Below are 17126 nucleotides of genomic sequence, written 5' to 3'. Positions count from 1 at the left end.
ATAAACAAGGCTGAGTAATTTAATATATAGATTACTCAGCCTTGCTTTGTATATATAAAAATACAAATAKTWAAACATATATTTTGAAAAATAAATATATACAAAATATTTTATAATATAAATCTATAAATTTAGTAATATTTTTTTATATCTATAAATAAAATTATTATATAAACAAGAGAGGAGGACAAGGGATGAGTAAGCTTTCAGAAGAAGTTATAAACTCACTTTCAATAAACCTAAGAGAAAAAATAAGTAATATATCAAAAGACTATATAAATATTGAAGAGATAAGATTAAGATCTCAAAAGCCATTAATAATAAATGCAAATAACAAAGATTATTTTTATAATAGTAAGCTAAATAAGTTAGATTTAAAAATGGACAATCCTTATATTGTAAGTAAGGAAGATATAGAGCAAACATTTCAAATAATGTGTAAATATTCTATACATTCATTTATTGATGATATAAAGAAAGGATTTATAACATTAAGAGGTGGTCATAGAGTTGGATTAGTTGGAAAAACAATCATAGAAGATGGACAAGTTAAAAATATAAAACATATATCATCATTAAATATAAGAATTTCAAGAGAGGTTATAGGTTGTTCTGATAAAATAATAAATCATATTATAAGGGGTAGGGATAAAATAAATAATACATTAATAATATCGCCACCTCAATGTGGAAAAACAACATTAATAAGGGATATAGTGAGAAACATAAGTAATGGAAATGAGTTGTTTGGATTTGATGGAATCAAGGTTGCATTAATAGATGAGCGTAATGAAATATCTGGATCTTACCTAGGTATACCACAAATGAATGTAGGAATAAGAACAGATGTTATAGAAACATGTCCAAAAGATATAGGAATAACAATGCTTTTAAGATCAATGTCGCCAAATGTAATAGTGACAGATGAAATAGGTAATATAGATGAAATAAAGGCATTATATACTGCATTAAATGGAGGAGTAAGTTTGATAACAACGGTTCATGGAGATTCAATAGATGATATAAAAAATAGAAAAGAATTAAAGAACTTATTAGATAGTGAACTATTTAAAAAAGTTATAATATTATCTGCAAAACAAGGACCAGGAACTGTTGAAAAAATATATGATTTAGAAGAAAAGAGATGGTATTTTGCAAATTAAAATTTTTATAATAGGAATTTTAGTAGCGTGCAGTTATTTAATAGGAGAATATATATATAAAGCTTATATAAAAAGACATAAAGAAGTAAACGACCTCATAAGAATATTAGAGATAATGAGAATGGACTTATCATTTGGATTATATACATTAGAAGAAGTCTTTAAAAGATTAGGTGAAAAAAAAGAGTTTACTATATCTAAATTTTTTGAAAGTATATCTAATGAACTACATAATAATACATACAAGGTACTAGAGGAAATATTAAATGATAATGTTTATATTTTAATTAAAGAGACTTACTTACAGAATAAGGAGGTTGATGAGCTAAAGAAACTTATATTCACTTTAGGAAAAAGTGACATAGAATCTCAATCAAGAATGATAGATTTATCAATTGAAAATTTAAAAAAGATAACTGGAGAAACTAAAGAAGATATAAATCAAAAAGGAATGGTTTATAGAAAATTATCAACAATAATAGGATTAATAATAGGAATAATTTTAATTTAGGGGGATGATTATGGATATATCATTAATAATAAAAGTTGCTGGAGTAGGAATCTTAATATCTATTCTTAATATGGTTTTAGAAAAAACAGATAGAAAAGATTGGGCTACATTTACAACATTAGCAGGAGTAATAATAGTTTTAGGAATGGTATTAACAGAAATAAGTGCTTTATTTAATACAGTAAAAACTATGTTTCAACTTTACTAAAGAGGGGGAGATATCTTGGAAATAATGCAAATGATTGGTGTTGCACTTATATCCACAACACTTTGTTTAGTAATAAAGAAGGATAGGCCAGAGATAGCTATGTTTATAGGAATACTTACAGGAGTTATCATATTAGTATCTGTAATATTTAAGTTAGGTTTTATAATAGAGAGTATAAATGAGTTGGCAACAAAGGCTAACATACCTAGTGTATATATAACTCTAATAATTAAATTAATAGGAATAGCATATCTTATGGAATTTGCAATACAACTTTGTAAAGATTGTGGGGAAGGAAGTATAGCATCTAAGCTTGAATTTGGAGGGAAAATCATAGTAATGACAATGTCATTCCCTATACTTTTATCAATTGTAGAAATGGTATTAAATATTATCCCATAGGAGAATGATAACTTATGAAAAAGATATATTTGAAAATACTAATTACTATTTGTATAATAGTTGGATCTGTTTCTATATCTTTTGCAAATGAAGGAGAAGTTACAGATTATAATGAAACTAAGAAAAGTATAGATTCATATATAGATACTCAACTTGAAAAAATTAATTTAGAAGAAATTCAAAAATATATAAAGGAAGTATCTACTGTAGATGACATAGATATAAAAATATTTATAAAGGATTTAATAAAGGGAGAAAAAAATATATTAGATTTATTTGATAAAGAAAATATAGGAATTATTTTATTTGATGAATTAAAAACTAGTATAAAAATATCTATGATAATATTAGTTTTAGCATTATTATCATCTCTTCTAAAAAGTCTAGATAATTCATTTTCTTCAAATGCGGTAAGTCAAATAACTACATATATAGTATTTATAACAATGGTATCTTTAACTTTAATTGGATTTAAAGAAGTATTAGAAATTTGTAATGATACAATAGATGCAACCATAGGTATTATGCAAATTATAATGCCTATATTAATAGCATTACTTGCACTTATGGGATGTACAATAACATCATCAGTATTAAATCCTATATTTATTGGTGGAGTTGCTTTTATAAATGTAATATTTAAACAATTCATATTTGTAACAATATCTATCGCATTTGCCATATTGGTGGTAAATAACCTATCTAAAAACATAAAGCTTAAAAAATTATCATCATTTATAAAAAATATAAATTTAGTATGCATAGGAGCTATGTTTACAATATATTTAGGCTTAGTATCAGTACAAGGACTATACGTAACAAGTGTTGATAACTTTACAGTAAAGACAGCTAAATTTGCTATAGGAAATTTTATTCCTGTAGTTGGAGGATTTGTATCAGATTCTGTAGATATTTTATATTCATCATCTCAACTGTTAAAAGGGGTATTTGGAGGTATTGGATTAGTAATATTAGTTGCTATATGCTTAGTTCCGATTATAAAAATAGCATCAATAATTTTAGTATATAAATTATCAGCAATAGCTATAGAACCTATAGGAGAAGATAACATATCAAGCTTTCTAAATGAAGTAGCAAACTTAATGATAATATTATTAGCATGTATAATAGCTATAACAATAATGTTTTTTGTAACGATAGCTATATTAACATCCATAAGTGTAGTATCAGGAGGATAGATAAGTATGTTAGAGAGTATGAAAAGTTGGATTGTAACAATCTTAATAGGAGCTTTTATAGCTAATATAGTTGATATGGTTTTACCTTCTTCTAAGATAAAACCATATATAAATTTAGTAGTTAATTTTATATTTGTATTTATAGTTCTAACACCGATAATTAATTTTTTCTCTAAAGATATATCTTTAGAAGATAAAATTTTAAAATCTATGTCTGAATACAATAAAGAATATGTAGATTCAATAAATGAATTGGCAGATAAGACTGGTAATAATAGTTTATCTAAAGGATATGAAGATGGATTAAAAGAAGTTTTAAAACTAAAATTAAATGAATATGGTTATGAGCTGGATGATATACAATTTGATGGGAATAAAATTGAAAAAATAACTGTCAAAGATAAAAATAATAGTAATAAAAATGAAAATGAGGACATACAATCTAAAGAAAATGAAAATTCACAACAGGTATTTAATGAAAAAGACAAAGAACAAAGTAGTGAATATAGTATAGACTTAAATGAAGATAAGCTAAAAGAAGATTTAGTTGAAATACTTGATGTATCAATTGAAAGTATACAAATTGATTAATAGGGGATGAAGAGATGTTTAAGAATCTAAATGAAAAAGATAAGAAAAAGATATACTCATTATTATCTTTAGCAGTAATTTGTGGTATAGCTCTTATAGCTATATCGGGATTAGAAAAAACAGAAACTGCAAAACAGGAAGAAAGTATTAATGCAATAAGTAAAGAGGAATTGAGTACTGAAGAATCTAAAGAAGGACTAGAGGAAAAACTAAAAAATATATTATCACAAATTGAAGGAGCTGGAGAATTAGATGTTATGATCACATATGAATCAAGTGAAGAAATTCAACCAGCATTTAATACAAATACAACAACGGAAGAAACTAAGGAAGTAGATAAACAAGGTGGAGAAAGAACTGTTACAACTTCAAGTGAAAATAAGACAATGATAACATCAAGTTCTAATGACCCTATAGTTATAAAAACTAATCAACCTAAAATAAATGGAGTAATAGTAGTAGCAAGTGGAGCTAAAGATCCACTTGTTAAAGAAACACTTTATAGTGCAGTGCAAACAGCATTACAAATACAAGGTCATCAAGTTGAAATATATACGAAATAATAAATATTAAAAATAAACTTTGGGGGGATAAAAATGAAATTTAATTATAAGGGAAGAGGATTTGTGGTATTAACTTTATCAGCAATGTTAGTTGTAGTAGGAACTGTAAATTACCAATTAAGTAGAAAATCTTTATTAGAAACTTCTAAAGAATTTGAAGCATATGAACAAGCTCAAAATGAAAAAAATACAGATAAAGATAATGAGGAAGAAGCTAAAGTTGTAGATAGTCAAGCAAGCAAGGTGGAAGAAAAAGTTACTGAAGCAAGTAAACAAATAGAAAAACAACTAACTTCAGAAAAAAATATGAAAAAGGCTACATATATATTAGATATGAAAATGACTAGAGAAAAACAAAGAAATGATCTAACTCAAGATTTAAATGAGATGATAAATAATCCATCTACATCAGAAGAAGCAAGAGAAGAAGCATCTACAATGAAATTACAGTTAGTTAAGGATCAAGATTCTGAACTTAAAATAGAGAATATATTAAGTACTAAAGGTTTTGAAAATGCACTAGTATATATAAGCAATGGAAAGGTAAATGTAGTAGTAAGTGAAGAAAAGTTAACTGAATCAGATGCTGCTAAAATATTTGATTTAGTTGCAGAAGAAGCTAATGTAAAATATGAAAATATAAAAGTAATGAATAATAATAACAACTAAATTATAGTACATACTTAATAACCTCAGAAAATAACTGAGGTTATTTTCTTGCAAAGTGTGGTTGTATTTGGTATTATTATATATATAAATATAGTTCCTTAAAATAAGGGGGTAGTATTTGCAATGGAAAATAACAATTTTGGACAAGTAAAAATATCTAATGATGTAGTTGCTACAATAGCAGGACTTGCAGCTTTAGAAGTTGAAGGTGTGGAAGCAAACACAACATTTACAGATAAAATACTTAAAAACAATGGTGTAAAGATACAAATAGAAGAAGAGGAAGTTAGCTTAGACGTAATGGTTATGATAGATTATGGTGTATCTATACCAGACATAGCTTTTAAAATTCAGGAAAATGTAAAAAATACTGTTGAAACAATGACAGGACTTAAAGTTTCTCAAGTAAATATACATGTTCAAGGAATCAGCTTTAAAAAAGAAAAGGCTGAAAAGGAAGAAGCTAAACAATCTAAAAAAAGTTAATAAAAAACCTCTGAAAAATCAGGGGTTTTTTTATTGTTTAATATGCGCATAATAAACCTGAAGGAGGATTACAACAGATGAAAAATGATAAGGCGAGAAAAGTAACTAGTAGAGAATATATTATGAAATTAATATATCAAATAGAAATGAATAAAGAGGATATAGAAAATATAGATGATAGATTAAACATATTTTTAAATGATAATCTTGAATATATAATAAATAGATATGAAGAACTTAGATTGCAATACTCAAACAACCCAAATATAGAATTAGATAATATAGAATTAGATGATGCAATAGATAGAGAATATATGACTTTAGTTTGTAAAACTTTAAAGGATAATAAAGAAAAAGTAGATGAACTTATAAATAAATATGCAAAAAACTGGTCAGTAAATAGAATGCCTAAGGTAGATTTATCTATACTAAGACTTGCTATATGTGAATTAGTATTTATAGAAGAAGTACCAAGTAAAGTTTCTATAAATGAAGCAATAGAAATGGCTAAACTTTACTGTGATGATAAAGCTCCTAAATTTATAAATGGAATATTAGGTAGTGTTGTAAATGAATTTGAAAAAAAATAATATAATAATTGGAATCGATACTAGCTGCTATACAACTTCTATAGCAGCTATATCTTTAGATAAAAGTATTATTTTTAGTGAAAAAATAATGCTAAATGTAAAGAAAAACTCAAATGGATTAAGACAAAGTGAAGGTGTATTTCAACATATAAATAATTTAGGAGAGCTTAGTGAAAATTTAAAATCATTATATGATGATTACAATATAGTAGGAGTGTGTGTATCTAAAAAGCCAAGGCCTATAGAAAATTCATATATGCCAGTATTTACAGTAGGTTATAATTTTGGGAAAGCTATATCTAACTCATTAAATTGTAAATTTTATGAAACAACTCATCAAGAAAATCATATTGAAGCCAGTTTATTAAATAGCAATATATTAAATAGAGATAGATTTTTATCAGTACATATGTCAGGTGGAACAACAGAAATATTATTAGTAACTAAAAAGAATAATTCATTAGAATATAGTATAGAAATAGTTGGAGGAACTAAAGATATAAGCTTTGGACAACTTATAGATAGAACAGGTGTAAAATTAGGATATGATTTCCCTGCCGGAAAGTATATAGATAAAAATGCAATAGAGTGTGAAAGAAAAATATTAAATGGTTTAAAAACTTCAGTAAAAGATGGATATATGAATTTATCGGGACTTGAAAATCAAATAAACAAGATAATAGAATTAGAAGATAGTAAATATATATCTAAATTAGTTTTAGATTCAGTAGTTAGAAACTTATATAAAGCATTAACTTATATAAGTAAATTGAATAATATAGACGAGATAGTATTCTGTGGTGGAGTTGCAGCAAGTGAATATGTTAGAAATAATTTAAGCCTAAAGCTTAAAAAAGAAAATATATATTCATACTTTACAAAGCCTGAGTACTCAACTGATAATGCATGTGGATGTGCTATAATAGGGGTTGATAAATATGAAGCTGAGAGCTTTAGAAATAAGTGAAGTTAACTCTTATATAAAGAGAATATTAACAAATGATGTAATTTTATATAATTTAAAGGTAAAGGGAGAAATATCTAACTTTAAAATTCATAGTAGTGGAAATGTATATTTATCTTTAAAAGATGATAAATCTAAAATAAATTGTGTAATATTTAAAAGTAATTATAATAAGAACTTACAATTAGACAATGGTTCCAAAGTAGTAGCTAATGGATATATATCCTTATATGAAAGAGATGGAACTTACCAACTATATATAAATGATATTGAAATAGAAGGAATAGGAAATTTATATATTGAATTTAATAAGCTTAAAGAACAATTATCAAAAGAAGGGTTATTTGATAGTAAATATAAAAGGCCTATTCCTGCTATGCCAAAATCTATAGGAGTTATTACTTCTGAAACAGGTGCAGTTATAAGAGATATAATAAATGTTATAAAAAGAAGATATCCAAAAGTAAATATAAAATTATACCCTGTAAATGTACAAGGATCACAATCTAAGTATGATATATGTGAAGGAATTAAATTTTTTAATAGGGAAAATAATGTAGATACTATTATAGTTGGTAGAGGTGGAGGTTCTTTAGAGGAACTTTGGTCTTTTAATGAAGAGATGGTTGCAAGAGAAGTTTTTAATTCGAAAATACCAATAATATCTGCAGTAGGTCATGAAACTGATTTTACTATATGTGATTTTGTAGCAGATATGAGAGCACCAACGCCTTCAGCTGCTGCTGAGATAGCAACTCCTAATTTACTTGACTTAAATTATAAGCTTGAAACTGTAAAAACTAGAATTAACAAAGCTGTAATTAATCAAGTACATATAGATAAAAATAGAGTTGACTATATATTTGAAAAAATAAATAACTATTTAAATTTATACACAATAAAAGATAAAATAACACAAATAGACAAAATATATGATAAAATAAATTTTGAGATTGAAAACACTATAAGTATAGAAAGTGAAAAATTAAGAAATACAGGAACAATACTACATAATTTAAGTCCTCTGGCTACATTAGATAGAGGGTACAGTATAGTTCATAGGGAAGGAAATATTTTAAATAGTGTAAATGAGATAAAATTAAAAGAAAATTTAGATATTAGATTAAGAGATGGAAATATAAAATGTGTTGTAAATAGTATAGAAAGTGAAGAGGTATAAATATGAATTTAACATATGAAGAAGCCTATAGTAAGCTAGAAATTATATTAGAAAAACTGGAATCTAAAAGTGCTAGCCTAGATGAATCTTTAAGTTTATATGAAGAAGGAATAAAGCTTTATAAACATTGTAATAAGCTTCTAGAAAATGCTCAATTGAAAATAACTAAATTTAGTCAATTAGGTATAGAAGAAGATTTTAATATTATGGAGGAATAATTATGGAATTTAAACAAGCCTTAAAAGAAAGAGCAAATCAAGTTGAAATTTTACTAAAACGATATATGCCAAAAGAAGAAGGTTATCAAAAAACTATAATTGAAGCTATGAATTATAGTTTAAATGCAGGTGGAAAAAGATTAAGACCTATATTGGCAATGGAAGCTTGTAGTATAGTTGGCGGAAATATAGAAGATGTTATACCTTTTGCAGTTGCTATAGAGATGATACATACATATTCACTTATACATGATGATTTACCAGCACTTGATAATGATGATTTAAGAAGAGGGAAAAAAACAAACCATATAGTATTTGGTGAAGATATGGCTATACTTGCTGGAGATGCTCTTTTAAATTATGCTTTTGAGGTTATGTTATCAAATTCAATAGATAAAGAAAATCCAAATAAGTATTTAAAAGCTATTAATGAAATTGCTAAAACATCTGGAATATATGGAATGATCGGTGGACAAGTTGTTGATATTCAAAGTGAAAATAAACAAATATCAAAAGAAAAACTAGATTATATACATAATAATAAAACTGCAGCAATAATAATTGGTTGTATGAGGGCTGGTGCAATAATAGGAAATGCTACAGAAGAACAATTAGAAAATATAACTAAATATGCAAAAAATATAGGATTATCATTCCAAATAGTAGATGATATACTAGATATAATAGGTGATGAATCTAAGTTAGGTAAAAAAGTAGGCAGTGATATAGAAAATCAGAAGTCTACATACCCATCTTTAATAGGATTAGATGAATCTAAAAAAGTAGCTTATAGATTAATAGAAGAAGCTAAAAATAGTATAAAATTGATAGATAGTAATGCTAAATTTTTAAATGGATTAGCAGATTATATAATTGATAGAGAATATTAAGGAGGAAAAATGGACTTTTTTTCGGAAATTTTCAGTAACAAGGTCTTATGGATAAGTATACTTGCTTGTTTTTTGGCACAATTTATTAAAATATTTACAGGTAAAGAAAAATTTATACAACTTTCAAGAATAGTTACTTCAGGAGGAATGCCAAGCTCACATAGCTCATTTGTAACAAGTTTAGCAACATTAGTTGGAATAGAAAGAGGATTTAACTCGATAGATTTTGCTATATCATCTGTATTTGCATTGATAATAATGTATGATGCTAGTGGAGTAAGAAGAGCTGTTGGTAAACAAGCAGCAATTTTGAATCAAATATTAGATGATATTCAACATAAAAAACATATAGAGCAAAAAAGATTAAAGGAACTAATAGGTCATACTCCAAAAGAAGTTTTATTTGGTGCAATATTAGGTATAATAACAGCTGTAGTTTTTGCTTAAATTGAAAAGATATAGAAAATATGATATAATTTTTTATGTTTTATTATGTTATAAAATTAATATGTATAAGTCAATACTAAGATATATTAATTTTTAATGTGTATTAAAACTATGTAAAGAAAAAAGTCTTCTCATAGAAGGCTTTTTTAGATGATAGAGATTATACCTTAATGCTTAAAAGTTATATCATATTTACTATCATATTTACTATTTATATAAATAATTAAATATGAATTATAAATTGTAGATGTAATTCTATAATTTAATAGTTAAAAAGAAACAAGAGATAAGAGATAAGAGTCAATAAAATTTGGTCAATTAAAAGGTGAAATAATATGTATAGATATTTAGACAAGGTAGATTCTCCACAAGACATAAAGAATATGACTGTAGAAGAATTAGATTTACTAGCTAAAGATATAAGAAAATTTTTAGTTAGGTCAGTATCTAAGACAGGTGGACATTTAGCATCTAATTTAGGTGTGGTAGAGCTAACTTTAGCACTTCATAAGGTATTTGATAGTCCTAAAGATAAGATAGTATGGGATGTTGGACATCAATCTTATGTGCATAAAATTGTTACAGGAAGAAAAGATGAATTCAGAAGCCTTAGACAATTTAATGGGATGAGTGGCTTTCCAAAAGAATGTGAATGCGAGCATGATATATTTGATACAGGACACAGTAGTACATCTATATCAATAGCTCAAGGGATTGCTTGTGCTAGAGATATAAAAAAAGAAAATAGTAGTGTAATAGCAGTTATAGGCGATGGTTCTATAACTGGAGGTATGGCACTTGAAGCATTAAATCATATTGGATATACAAATACTGATATGATAATAATTTTAAATGATAATGAAATGTCTATAGATAAAAATGTTGGTGGAATGTCGAGATATTTATCTAGTATAATAAGAAATTCCACTGTTAATAAGGTAAAAGATGAAGTTGAAAAGATATTACAAGTATCTCCAGGAGGTAATATAATATCTAAAACCGCAAATAAGATGAAAGATAGTATTATTAGTAAATTTACACCTCATGAATGTTCTTTCTTTGAATCTATAGGTATAAAATACTATGGTCCAATAGATGGTCATAATACTAAAGAAGTTATAGAAGTTTTAAATAAAGCTAAATATAAAAAAGGTCCAGTTCTTTTACATGTAATAACTAAAAAGGGTAAAGGTTATAGATTTGCAGAAGAACAACCTGATAAATACCATGGAGTATCGAAGTTTGATATAAAGACAGGTATAAAGCCATCGGATGCTATATCAATATCTAAACAAGTCGGTCAAAAGTTAAGTGATATGGCTGATAAAAATAAAAATATAGTAGCTATAACTGCAGCTATGCCATCTGGAACAGGACTTAATATATTTGAAAAAAATCATCCGAATAGATATTATGATGTAGGTATAGCAGAACAACATGCTACTACATTTGCGGCTGGTCTTGCAAAAAATGGAATGAAACCATACTTTGCAGTATATTCATCTTTTTTACAAAGAGCATATGATCAGATTATACATGATGTATGTATAACAAGTAAGCCGGTAACTTTTTTAATTGATAGAGCTGGTATAGTTGGAAATGATGGAGAAACTCATCATGGTATGTTTGATTTAAGTTATTTAAATAATATACCGAATATAACTGTAATGGCTCCTAAAGATAGTAAAGAATTAGATTTAATGATGGAGTTATCATCAAATATGAATTCTCCAGTTGCAATTAGATATCCAAGAGGAAATAGCTATTATATAGAAACAGGAGCTTATGATCCTATAGAAATTGGTAGCTATGAAGTAATATCTCAAGGAAAAGATATTGTTATATTAGCTATTGGAACAATGGTAAAACATGCACTACAAGCAAAAGATCTATTATTAGAAGTAGGTATAAATCCAACTATAGTTAATGCAAGATTTTTAAAACCAATAGATACAAAGCTATTAAATGATTTATTTAATAACCATAAAAGGGTGGTAACGATAGAAGATAATGTTATAACTGGTGGATTTTCAACTAATATAAATAAATTTATTATAGACAACAAGTATAATGTAGACATAACTAATATAGCTTTACCTGAAGAATTTATACCTCATGGAAGCACAGATGAGATATATGAGAGTGTAGGATTATCACCAAGTAAGATAGCAGACAAAATAAAAAGTTTATAAACTAGAAAGGTTAATTCATGAAAAAAAGAATAGATTTATTATTAGTAGAAAAGGGATACTTTGAAAGTAGAGAAAGAGCAAAAAAAGCTATAATGGCTGGAGTTGTATTTGTAAACAATCAAAGATGTGATAAAGCTGGAGTAGATGTTGATGAAAATGCTGATATACTAGTAAAAGGAGATCCAATACCTTATGTAAGTAGAGGTGGACTTAAGCTTGAAAAAGCAATGAAAAACTTTGATTTAACATTAGAAGGAAAAGTTTGTATGGATATCGGTGCATCTACAGGTGGATTTACAGATTGTATGCTTCAAAATGGAGCAGTAAAAGTATTTTCTATTGATGTAGGATATGGACAACTTGCTTGGAAATTAAGACAAGATGAGAGAGTTGTTTGTATGGAAAGAACTAATATAAGACATGTTACAATAGAAGATACAAAAGAATTTGCAGACTTTGCATCTATAGATGTTTCATTTATATCTCTAAAGTTAGTTCTTCCTAAATGTAAAGAGCTTATTCGTGAAGGTGGAGAAGTTGTAGCACTTATAAAACCTCAATTTGAAGCAGGAAGAGAAAAAGTAGGGAAAAAAGGTGTAGTAAGAGAAAAATCTACACATATAGAAGTTATAGAAATGATATCTAATTTTGCAGTTGAAAATGGATTTGAAATATTAGACTTAGATTATTCGCCTATAAAAGGTCCAGAAGGTAATATAGAGTATTTAATACATTTAAAAGTTACAAATGAATCATTTGAATTTAATAGAGAAAATTATAATAAAAAAATAGTAGAAGTAGTTGAAGCTTCTCATAACTTAAGTAAATAGATAAATATTAAATATATAAAAAAGAGGGGGATTTAAATTGATCCTTGAGTTATATATGAAAAACTGTGCACTAGTTGAAGAATTAAGACTAGGGATAGATAAGAACTTAAATATACTAACTGGTGAAACAGGTTCAGGTAAATCTATAATAATAGATGCTTTAGGATTATGCCTAGGCGAAAAATATGATAGATCTTTTTTAAGAAAAGGTACAGATAAAGGCGTAATAGAAACTGTATTTTATTCAGAAAGTAGTAACTTAAAGAGAGTTTTACATGAAAATGATCTAGATTTAGATGAAGATAATTTATTAATAATAACAAGAGTTATTTATTCTGATGGAAAAAGTGTTGCTAGAGTTAATGGAAGAACAGTTAAATTATCTGTGCTAAAAGATATAGCATCAACTTTAATAGATGTACATGGACAACACCAAAATCAAGCTTTATTTAATAAAGAAACACATTTAGATTTTTTAGATTTATTTGGAGAATTAGAATTAGAAAAATATAAGGATCAATATAAATCTATATATGATGAATATAGTGAAGTGAAAAAAGCATTAAATTTATTAACTGAAGATAAAGATGATATGCAAATTCAAAGAGAGATTGATTTATTAAAGTTTCAAATAAATGAGATTGAGTCAGCTAATTTGAGTAAAGATGAATATGAAGACTTGTTAAAACAAAGAGATGTATACAGAAATAGTGAAAAAATATACAGTAATTTAAACTCAGCATACCAAAATTTATATAATGGATCAGTAAATTCTGTTGATTTAATAGGAAATGCAGTAAAAGAGTTAAGTTTAATATCTCAATATGATAAGGCTTTAGAGGCGTATAACTCTGATATAGAAAGAATAATGTATGAGCTTCAAGATATATCTAGAGATATAAGAAACTATAAAGAAAATATAGATTTCGAGCCATATGAACTTGAACAAATAGAATCTAGAGTAGATGAAATAAATAATCTAAGAAGAAAGTATGGAGATTCTATAGATGATATATTCAATTATTATGAAAAGATAAAGTTTAGGCTAGAAGAAATATTAAATAGAGATGAAAGAGTAGAAGAGTTAAAATTAGAAATACAAAAACTTGAGAAAACTCTGAAAAATAGAGCGGATGAGCTTACAAAAGCTAGAAAAGAAGTAGCTTCAGAATTAGAAAAAGTTTTATTAATCGAACTTAAGAGTTTAAATATGAAAAATGTTATATTTAAAGTTAATTTTGAAGAAAGTACATTTAATATAAAAGGTCAAGATGATATAGAATTTATGATATCCTTTAACTTAGGAGAGGATATAAAGCCTATATATAAAGTTGCATCAGGTGGAGAAATGTCTAGATTTATGCTTGCATTTAAAACTATACTTGCAGATATTGATCAAATAGATACTTTAGTATTTGATGAAATAGATACAGGAATAAGTGGTATAGCTGCTCAAATAGTTGGAGAAAAGCTTAGTAATATAGGTAAGAAAAAGCAAATTATATGTATAACGCATTTACCACAAATTGCAGCTACTGCAGATACTCATTATTGTATAGAAAAAAGTACATCAAATGAAAGGACATTTACATCAATAAGAAAATTAGATGATAACCAGCGAAAAGATGAGATAGCAAGACTTATAGCAGGAAGTAATATAACTGAAAAAACTATGGAACATGCTACTGAAATAATAGAATTAGCAAAAAGAAGCCTTTAAATGGCTTCTTTTTTGAATATATTTTTCTTGAAATGGAATTATAAGTACATAATATATAAGGGTTGGAGGTTTGTATGAAGAAGAAAAATCTTATATTGTTTTCGATTTTGATTGGTTGTTTTATATTATGTACTTATTTTTATGAAAATTTAATTTCAAATAACAGTATAGATATTATAAATATTAATAATAATGATAAAAAATATGTATATCCTTTAGGGCAAATAGTAGGTATAAAGGCAGATACAGATGGAGTACTTGTTATAGGATATGAAGATGAAGATATAGAGTATATAGGCGGAATAAAAAAAGGAGACAATATAGTAGCTATAAATGATATAAAAATTGAAAATAATCAAGATATATCTAAAATTATTGATAATATAAATGAAGAAAAAGTTAAAATAAATTTTCAACGAAATAATGAATATATGAGTGAATATATAAGTATAAAAGAAGATTTAAATGGTAAACGATTGGGTTTGTGGGTTAGGGATAAAATATCAGGAATAGGTACAGTTACATTTTATGATCCACAACACTCTTCATTTAAGGGTATAGGACATGCAATAACCGATTCAGATACAAATGAATTATTAAAAATAAAGCAAGGATATATATATTCATCTACAAACTTAAATATTAAAAAGGCAACTGATTTAAATCCAGGATATATATATGGTGATTTTGACTTTGAAAATCCTATTGGTAAATTTAATCATAATTCAAATTTTGGAATTGTTGGAGAGTTTAAAGAAGAAAATCTAAAAAAATCTCAATTAATTGAAGTAGGTAATAAAAAAGATATAAAATTAGGAAAAGCTATTATATTATTAGAAGATAAAGACAAAAACATAACAAGTTATGATATAAATATAGATGATATATCAACTAACAAACAAAGTGATAGACAAATTTCTATAACAGTTACAGATTCTAGATTAATTAACTATACAGGTGGTATTATTCAAGGCATGAGTGGGGCACCTATAATACAAGATAATAAGCTAATTGGAGCGATAACTCATGTAATTAAAAATAATCCTAAAAAAGGCTATGGTATTTTTATAGATGAAATGATAGAATTAGATAGTAAACGTTAAAAAAATAATAATAAATATTAAAATTTTCAATAGATTGAAGGAATATAATTTTAGTATGTCGAATATGCTTAAAGTGAAAAACTTTTGATAATATTTAATATAAAAAATAAAATGTTTTATTAATAGGGGGAATTTTAGTGAACGAGAAAATAAAGATAGTTTTAGCTGATGATAATAAGGACTTTTGTCAGGTTTTAAAGGAATATTTATCAAATGAAAATGATATAGAAATATTAGGAATAGCAAAAGATGGTATAGAAGCTTTAGACTTAGTTAATAAAACTCAGCCAGATTTATTAGTATTAGATGTAATAATGCCACATTTAGATGGATTAGGTGTAATAGAAAAGTTAAATTCTATGAACCTTCCTAAGATGCCAAAAATAATAGTTTTATCTGCAGTAGGTCAAGATAAAATAACACAATCTGCAATAAATTTAGGAGCAGATTATTATATAGTTAAGCCTTTTGACTTTGTTATATTTATAAATAGAATAAGAGAATTAGTATCAAATAAAACAAATCATATAGAAACTAAGCCAAGAGCAACACATGCAGATATACAAATGAGTAGAACAGAGTTTGTAAGAAATCCAGGAAATATAGAAACTGAGATAACTAATATAATACATGAAATAGGAGTTCCAGCACATATAAAAGGATACTTATATTTAAGAGAAGCTATAAAAATGGTTATAGAAAATGTTGAACTTTTAGGGGCTGTAACTAAAGAATTATATCCAAGTATAGCTAAGAAATTTAACACTACTCCAAGTAGAGTAGAAAGAGCTATAAGACATGCGATAGAAGTTGCATGGAGTAGAGGAAAAGTTGATACTATAAATCAATTATTTGGATATACAGTTCATATGACTAAAGGAAAACCAACAAACTCTGAATTCATAGCTATGATAGCTGATAAATTAAGATTAGAACATAGTATGGTTAAATAATATAAAATAAAGTCTTCTAAGTTTAGAAGACTTTATTTTTTTATTTTATTATAATATAGTATTTTATAGGAAAAATTAAGATATGACCCTATAATCCAGGAGGTTTTTATGGAAATATTTATGCCTAAATAAGNAATGTTTCGCCAACGCGTTGCTCAAAATGGCAATGAGGATATATTGTTGGCGACATGAAGTGTTTCGCCGACACGTCGCTCGAGCGAAGCAAATTTTTATTTAAGCTATAGCT

Annotated in this window: 20 protein-coding genes; all 20 read left to right on the top strand. The window is 26.2% G+C overall.

Translation table 11 applies throughout. From position 1 onward, the window contains the following. Positions 1 to 194 precede the first annotated feature (194 nt). The 20 genes from spoIIIAA (at position 195) to spo0A (ending at position 16879) form a co-directional block, all read left to right on the top strand. Positions 195 to 1163: a stage III sporulation protein AA gene (spoIIIAA, locus tag G3997_RS07815; protein ID WP_296645165.1), complete on the top strand. Its 969-nt coding sequence runs from the start codon at positions 195 to 197 to the stop codon at positions 1161 to 1163. Continuing rightward, positions 1153 to 1674: a stage III sporulation protein AB gene (locus G3997_RS07810; RefSeq protein ID WP_296645162.1), complete on the top strand. Its 522-nt coding sequence runs from the start codon at positions 1153 to 1155 to the stop codon at positions 1672 to 1674. Before spoIIIAA ends, G3997_RS07810 begins: the two co-directional genes overlap by 11 nt. Positions 1675 to 1684: 10 nt before the next feature. Continuing rightward, a complete protein-coding gene (spoIIIAC, locus tag G3997_RS07805; RefSeq protein ID WP_296645160.1) occupies positions 1685 to 1882 on the top strand; it encodes a stage III sporulation protein AC in 198 nt (65 codons plus the stop codon). A 24-nt stretch (positions 1883 to 1906) separates the two neighbouring features. After that, positions 1907 to 2284: a stage III sporulation protein AD gene (gene spoIIIAD, locus G3997_RS07800; protein ID WP_296649479.1), complete on the top strand. Its 378-nt coding sequence runs from the start codon at positions 1907 to 1909 to the stop codon at positions 2282 to 2284. Between the two features lie 14 nt (positions 2285 to 2298). Continuing rightward, positions 2299 to 3483, top strand: coding sequence for a stage III sporulation protein AE (gene spoIIIAE, locus G3997_RS07795; RefSeq protein WP_296645157.1), 1185 nt, complete (start codon positions 2299 to 2301; stop codon positions 3481 to 3483). A 6-nt stretch (positions 3484 to 3489) separates the two neighbouring features. Beyond that, positions 3490 to 4074 carry a stage III sporulation protein AF gene (locus G3997_RS07790; protein ID WP_296645153.1) on the top strand — a complete coding sequence of 195 codons (585 nt, stop codon included), beginning with the start codon at positions 3490 to 3492 and terminating at the stop codon, positions 4072 to 4074. Positions 4075 to 4088: 14 nt separating this feature from the next. After that, on the top strand, positions 4089 to 4637 hold the full coding sequence (locus G3997_RS07785) for a stage III sporulation protein AG (RefSeq protein WP_296645150.1): 549 nt from the start codon (positions 4089 to 4091) through the stop codon (positions 4635 to 4637). A gap of 33 nt (positions 4638 to 4670) precedes the next feature. Beyond that, on the top strand, positions 4671 to 5306 hold the full coding sequence (locus G3997_RS07780) for a SpoIIIAH-like family protein (RefSeq protein WP_296645148.1): 636 nt from the start codon (positions 4671 to 4673) through the stop codon (positions 5304 to 5306). A 123-nt stretch (positions 5307 to 5429) separates the two neighbouring features. Further along, the gene (locus tag G3997_RS07775) at positions 5430 to 5792 is read left to right on the top strand and encodes an Asp23/Gls24 family envelope stress response protein (RefSeq protein ID WP_296645146.1); all 363 of its coding nucleotides are present in this window, start codon (positions 5430 to 5432) and stop codon (positions 5790 to 5792) included. Positions 5793 to 5869: 77 nt separating this feature from the next. Continuing rightward, entirely contained in the window at positions 5870 to 6382 is a 513-nt protein-coding gene (gene nusB, locus G3997_RS07770) for a transcription antitermination factor NusB (protein ID WP_296645144.1), read from the top strand. After that, positions 6363 to 7349: an O-sialoglycoprotein endopeptidase gene (locus tag G3997_RS07765; RefSeq protein ID WP_296645141.1), complete on the top strand. Its 987-nt coding sequence runs from the start codon at positions 6363 to 6365 to the stop codon at positions 7347 to 7349. Before nusB ends, G3997_RS07765 begins: the two co-directional genes overlap by 20 nt. Continuing rightward, positions 7321 to 8526 (top strand): exodeoxyribonuclease VII large subunit, encoded by a 1206-nt coding sequence (xseA, locus tag G3997_RS07760; RefSeq protein WP_296645139.1) that lies wholly within the window; start codon positions 7321 to 7323, stop codon positions 8524 to 8526. Before G3997_RS07765 ends, xseA begins: the two co-directional genes overlap by 29 nt. A 2-nt stretch (positions 8527 to 8528) precedes the next feature. After that, positions 8529 to 8744 (top strand): exodeoxyribonuclease VII small subunit, encoded by a 216-nt coding sequence (gene xseB / locus G3997_RS07755; RefSeq protein ID WP_296645137.1) that lies wholly within the window; start codon positions 8529 to 8531, stop codon positions 8742 to 8744. A gap of 2 nt (positions 8745 to 8746) precedes the next feature. After that, on the top strand, positions 8747 to 9634 hold the full coding sequence (locus tag G3997_RS07750; RefSeq protein WP_296645135.1) for a polyprenyl synthetase family protein: 888 nt from the start codon (positions 8747 to 8749) through the stop codon (positions 9632 to 9634). A gap of 9 nt (positions 9635 to 9643) precedes the next feature. Next, positions 9644 to 10081: a divergent PAP2 family protein gene (locus tag G3997_RS07745; protein WP_296645133.1), complete on the top strand. Its 438-nt coding sequence runs from the start codon at positions 9644 to 9646 to the stop codon at positions 10079 to 10081. 335 nt (positions 10082 to 10416) lie between these two features. After that, the gene (gene dxs / locus G3997_RS07740) at positions 10417 to 12273 is read left to right on the top strand and encodes a 1-deoxy-D-xylulose-5-phosphate synthase (protein WP_296645130.1); all 1857 of its coding nucleotides are present in this window, start codon (positions 10417 to 10419) and stop codon (positions 12271 to 12273) included. Between the two features lie 17 nt (positions 12274 to 12290). After that, positions 12291 to 13103: a TlyA family RNA methyltransferase gene (locus tag G3997_RS07735; RefSeq protein ID WP_296645128.1), complete on the top strand. Its 813-nt coding sequence runs from the start codon at positions 12291 to 12293 to the stop codon at positions 13101 to 13103. Positions 13104 to 13140: 37 nt separating this feature from the next. Next, positions 13141 to 14823 carry a DNA repair protein RecN gene (recN, locus tag G3997_RS07730; RefSeq protein ID WP_296645127.1) on the top strand — a complete coding sequence of 561 codons (1683 nt, stop codon included), beginning with the start codon at positions 13141 to 13143 and terminating at the stop codon, positions 14821 to 14823. 74 nt (positions 14824 to 14897) lie between these two features. Next, entirely contained in the window at positions 14898 to 15926 is a 1029-nt protein-coding gene (locus G3997_RS07725) for a SpoIVB peptidase S55 domain-containing protein (protein ID WP_296645123.1), read from the top strand. A 122-nt stretch (positions 15927 to 16048) separates the two neighbouring features. Beyond that, the gene (gene spo0A, locus G3997_RS07720; RefSeq protein WP_442971273.1) at positions 16049 to 16879 is read left to right on the top strand and encodes a sporulation transcription factor Spo0A; all 831 of its coding nucleotides are present in this window, start codon (positions 16049 to 16051) and stop codon (positions 16877 to 16879) included. Positions 16880 to 17126 lie beyond the last annotated feature (247 nt).

Origin of the sequence: Romboutsia sp. 13368 (assembly GCF_018336475.1) — a bacterium.
Lineage (GTDB): Bacteria > Bacillota > Clostridia > Peptostreptococcales > Peptostreptococcaceae > Romboutsia.
Note: the sequence above shows the minus strand (reverse complement) of the source record. Positions and strands in the feature narration are given on the sequence as shown.

What these genes read in the sequence shown, in the direction of transcription:
- G3997_RS07780 (WP_296645148.1), top strand. Translation starts at nt 4,671, where the DNA reads ATGAAATTTAATTATAAGGGAAGAGGATTTGTGGTATTAACTTTATCA.
- G3997_RS07785 (WP_296645150.1), top strand. Translation starts at nt 4,089, where the DNA reads ATGTTTAAGAATCTAAATGAAAAAGATAAGAAAAAGATATACTCATTA.
- G3997_RS07775 (WP_296645146.1), top strand. Translation starts at nt 5,430, where the DNA reads ATGGAAAATAACAATTTTGGACAAGTAAAAATATCTAATGATGTAGTT.
- spoIIIAA (WP_296645165.1), top strand. Translation starts at nt 195, where the DNA reads ATGAGTAAGCTTTCAGAAGAAGTTATAAACTCACTTTCAATAAACCTA.
- G3997_RS07790 (WP_296645153.1), top strand. Translation starts at nt 3,490, where the DNA reads ATGTTAGAGAGTATGAAAAGTTGGATTGTAACAATCTTAATAGGAGCT.
- spoIIIAE (WP_296645157.1), top strand. Translation starts at nt 2,299, where the DNA reads ATGAAAAAGATATATTTGAAAATACTAATTACTATTTGTATAATAGTT.
- xseA (WP_296645139.1), top strand. Translation starts at nt 7,321, where the DNA reads ATGAAGCTGAGAGCTTTAGAAATAAGTGAAGTTAACTCTTATATAAAG.
- nusB (WP_296645144.1), top strand. Translation starts at nt 5,870, where the DNA reads ATGAAAAATGATAAGGCGAGAAAAGTAACTAGTAGAGAATATATTATG.
- spoIIIAC (WP_296645160.1), top strand. Translation starts at nt 1,685, where the DNA reads ATGGATATATCATTAATAATAAAAGTTGCTGGAGTAGGAATCTTAATA.
- spoIIIAD (WP_296649479.1), top strand. Translation starts at nt 1,907, where the DNA reads ATGCAAATGATTGGTGTTGCACTTATATCCACAACACTTTGTTTAGTA.
- G3997_RS07725 (WP_296645123.1), top strand. Translation starts at nt 14,898, where the DNA reads ATGAAGAAGAAAAATCTTATATTGTTTTCGATTTTGATTGGTTGTTTT.
- G3997_RS07750 (WP_296645135.1), top strand. Translation starts at nt 8,747, where the DNA reads ATGGAATTTAAACAAGCCTTAAAAGAAAGAGCAAATCAAGTTGAAATT.
- G3997_RS07765 (WP_296645141.1), top strand. Translation starts at nt 6,363, where the DNA reads ATGAATTTGAAAAAAAATAATATAATAATTGGAATCGATACTAGCTGC.
- G3997_RS07745 (WP_296645133.1), top strand. Translation starts at nt 9,644, where the DNA reads ATGGACTTTTTTTCGGAAATTTTCAGTAACAAGGTCTTATGGATAAGT.
- G3997_RS07735 (WP_296645128.1), top strand. Translation starts at nt 12,291, where the DNA reads ATGAAAAAAAGAATAGATTTATTATTAGTAGAAAAGGGATACTTTGAA.
- dxs (WP_296645130.1), top strand. Translation starts at nt 10,417, where the DNA reads ATGTATAGATATTTAGACAAGGTAGATTCTCCACAAGACATAAAGAAT.
- xseB (WP_296645137.1), top strand. Translation starts at nt 8,529, where the DNA reads ATGAATTTAACATATGAAGAAGCCTATAGTAAGCTAGAAATTATATTA.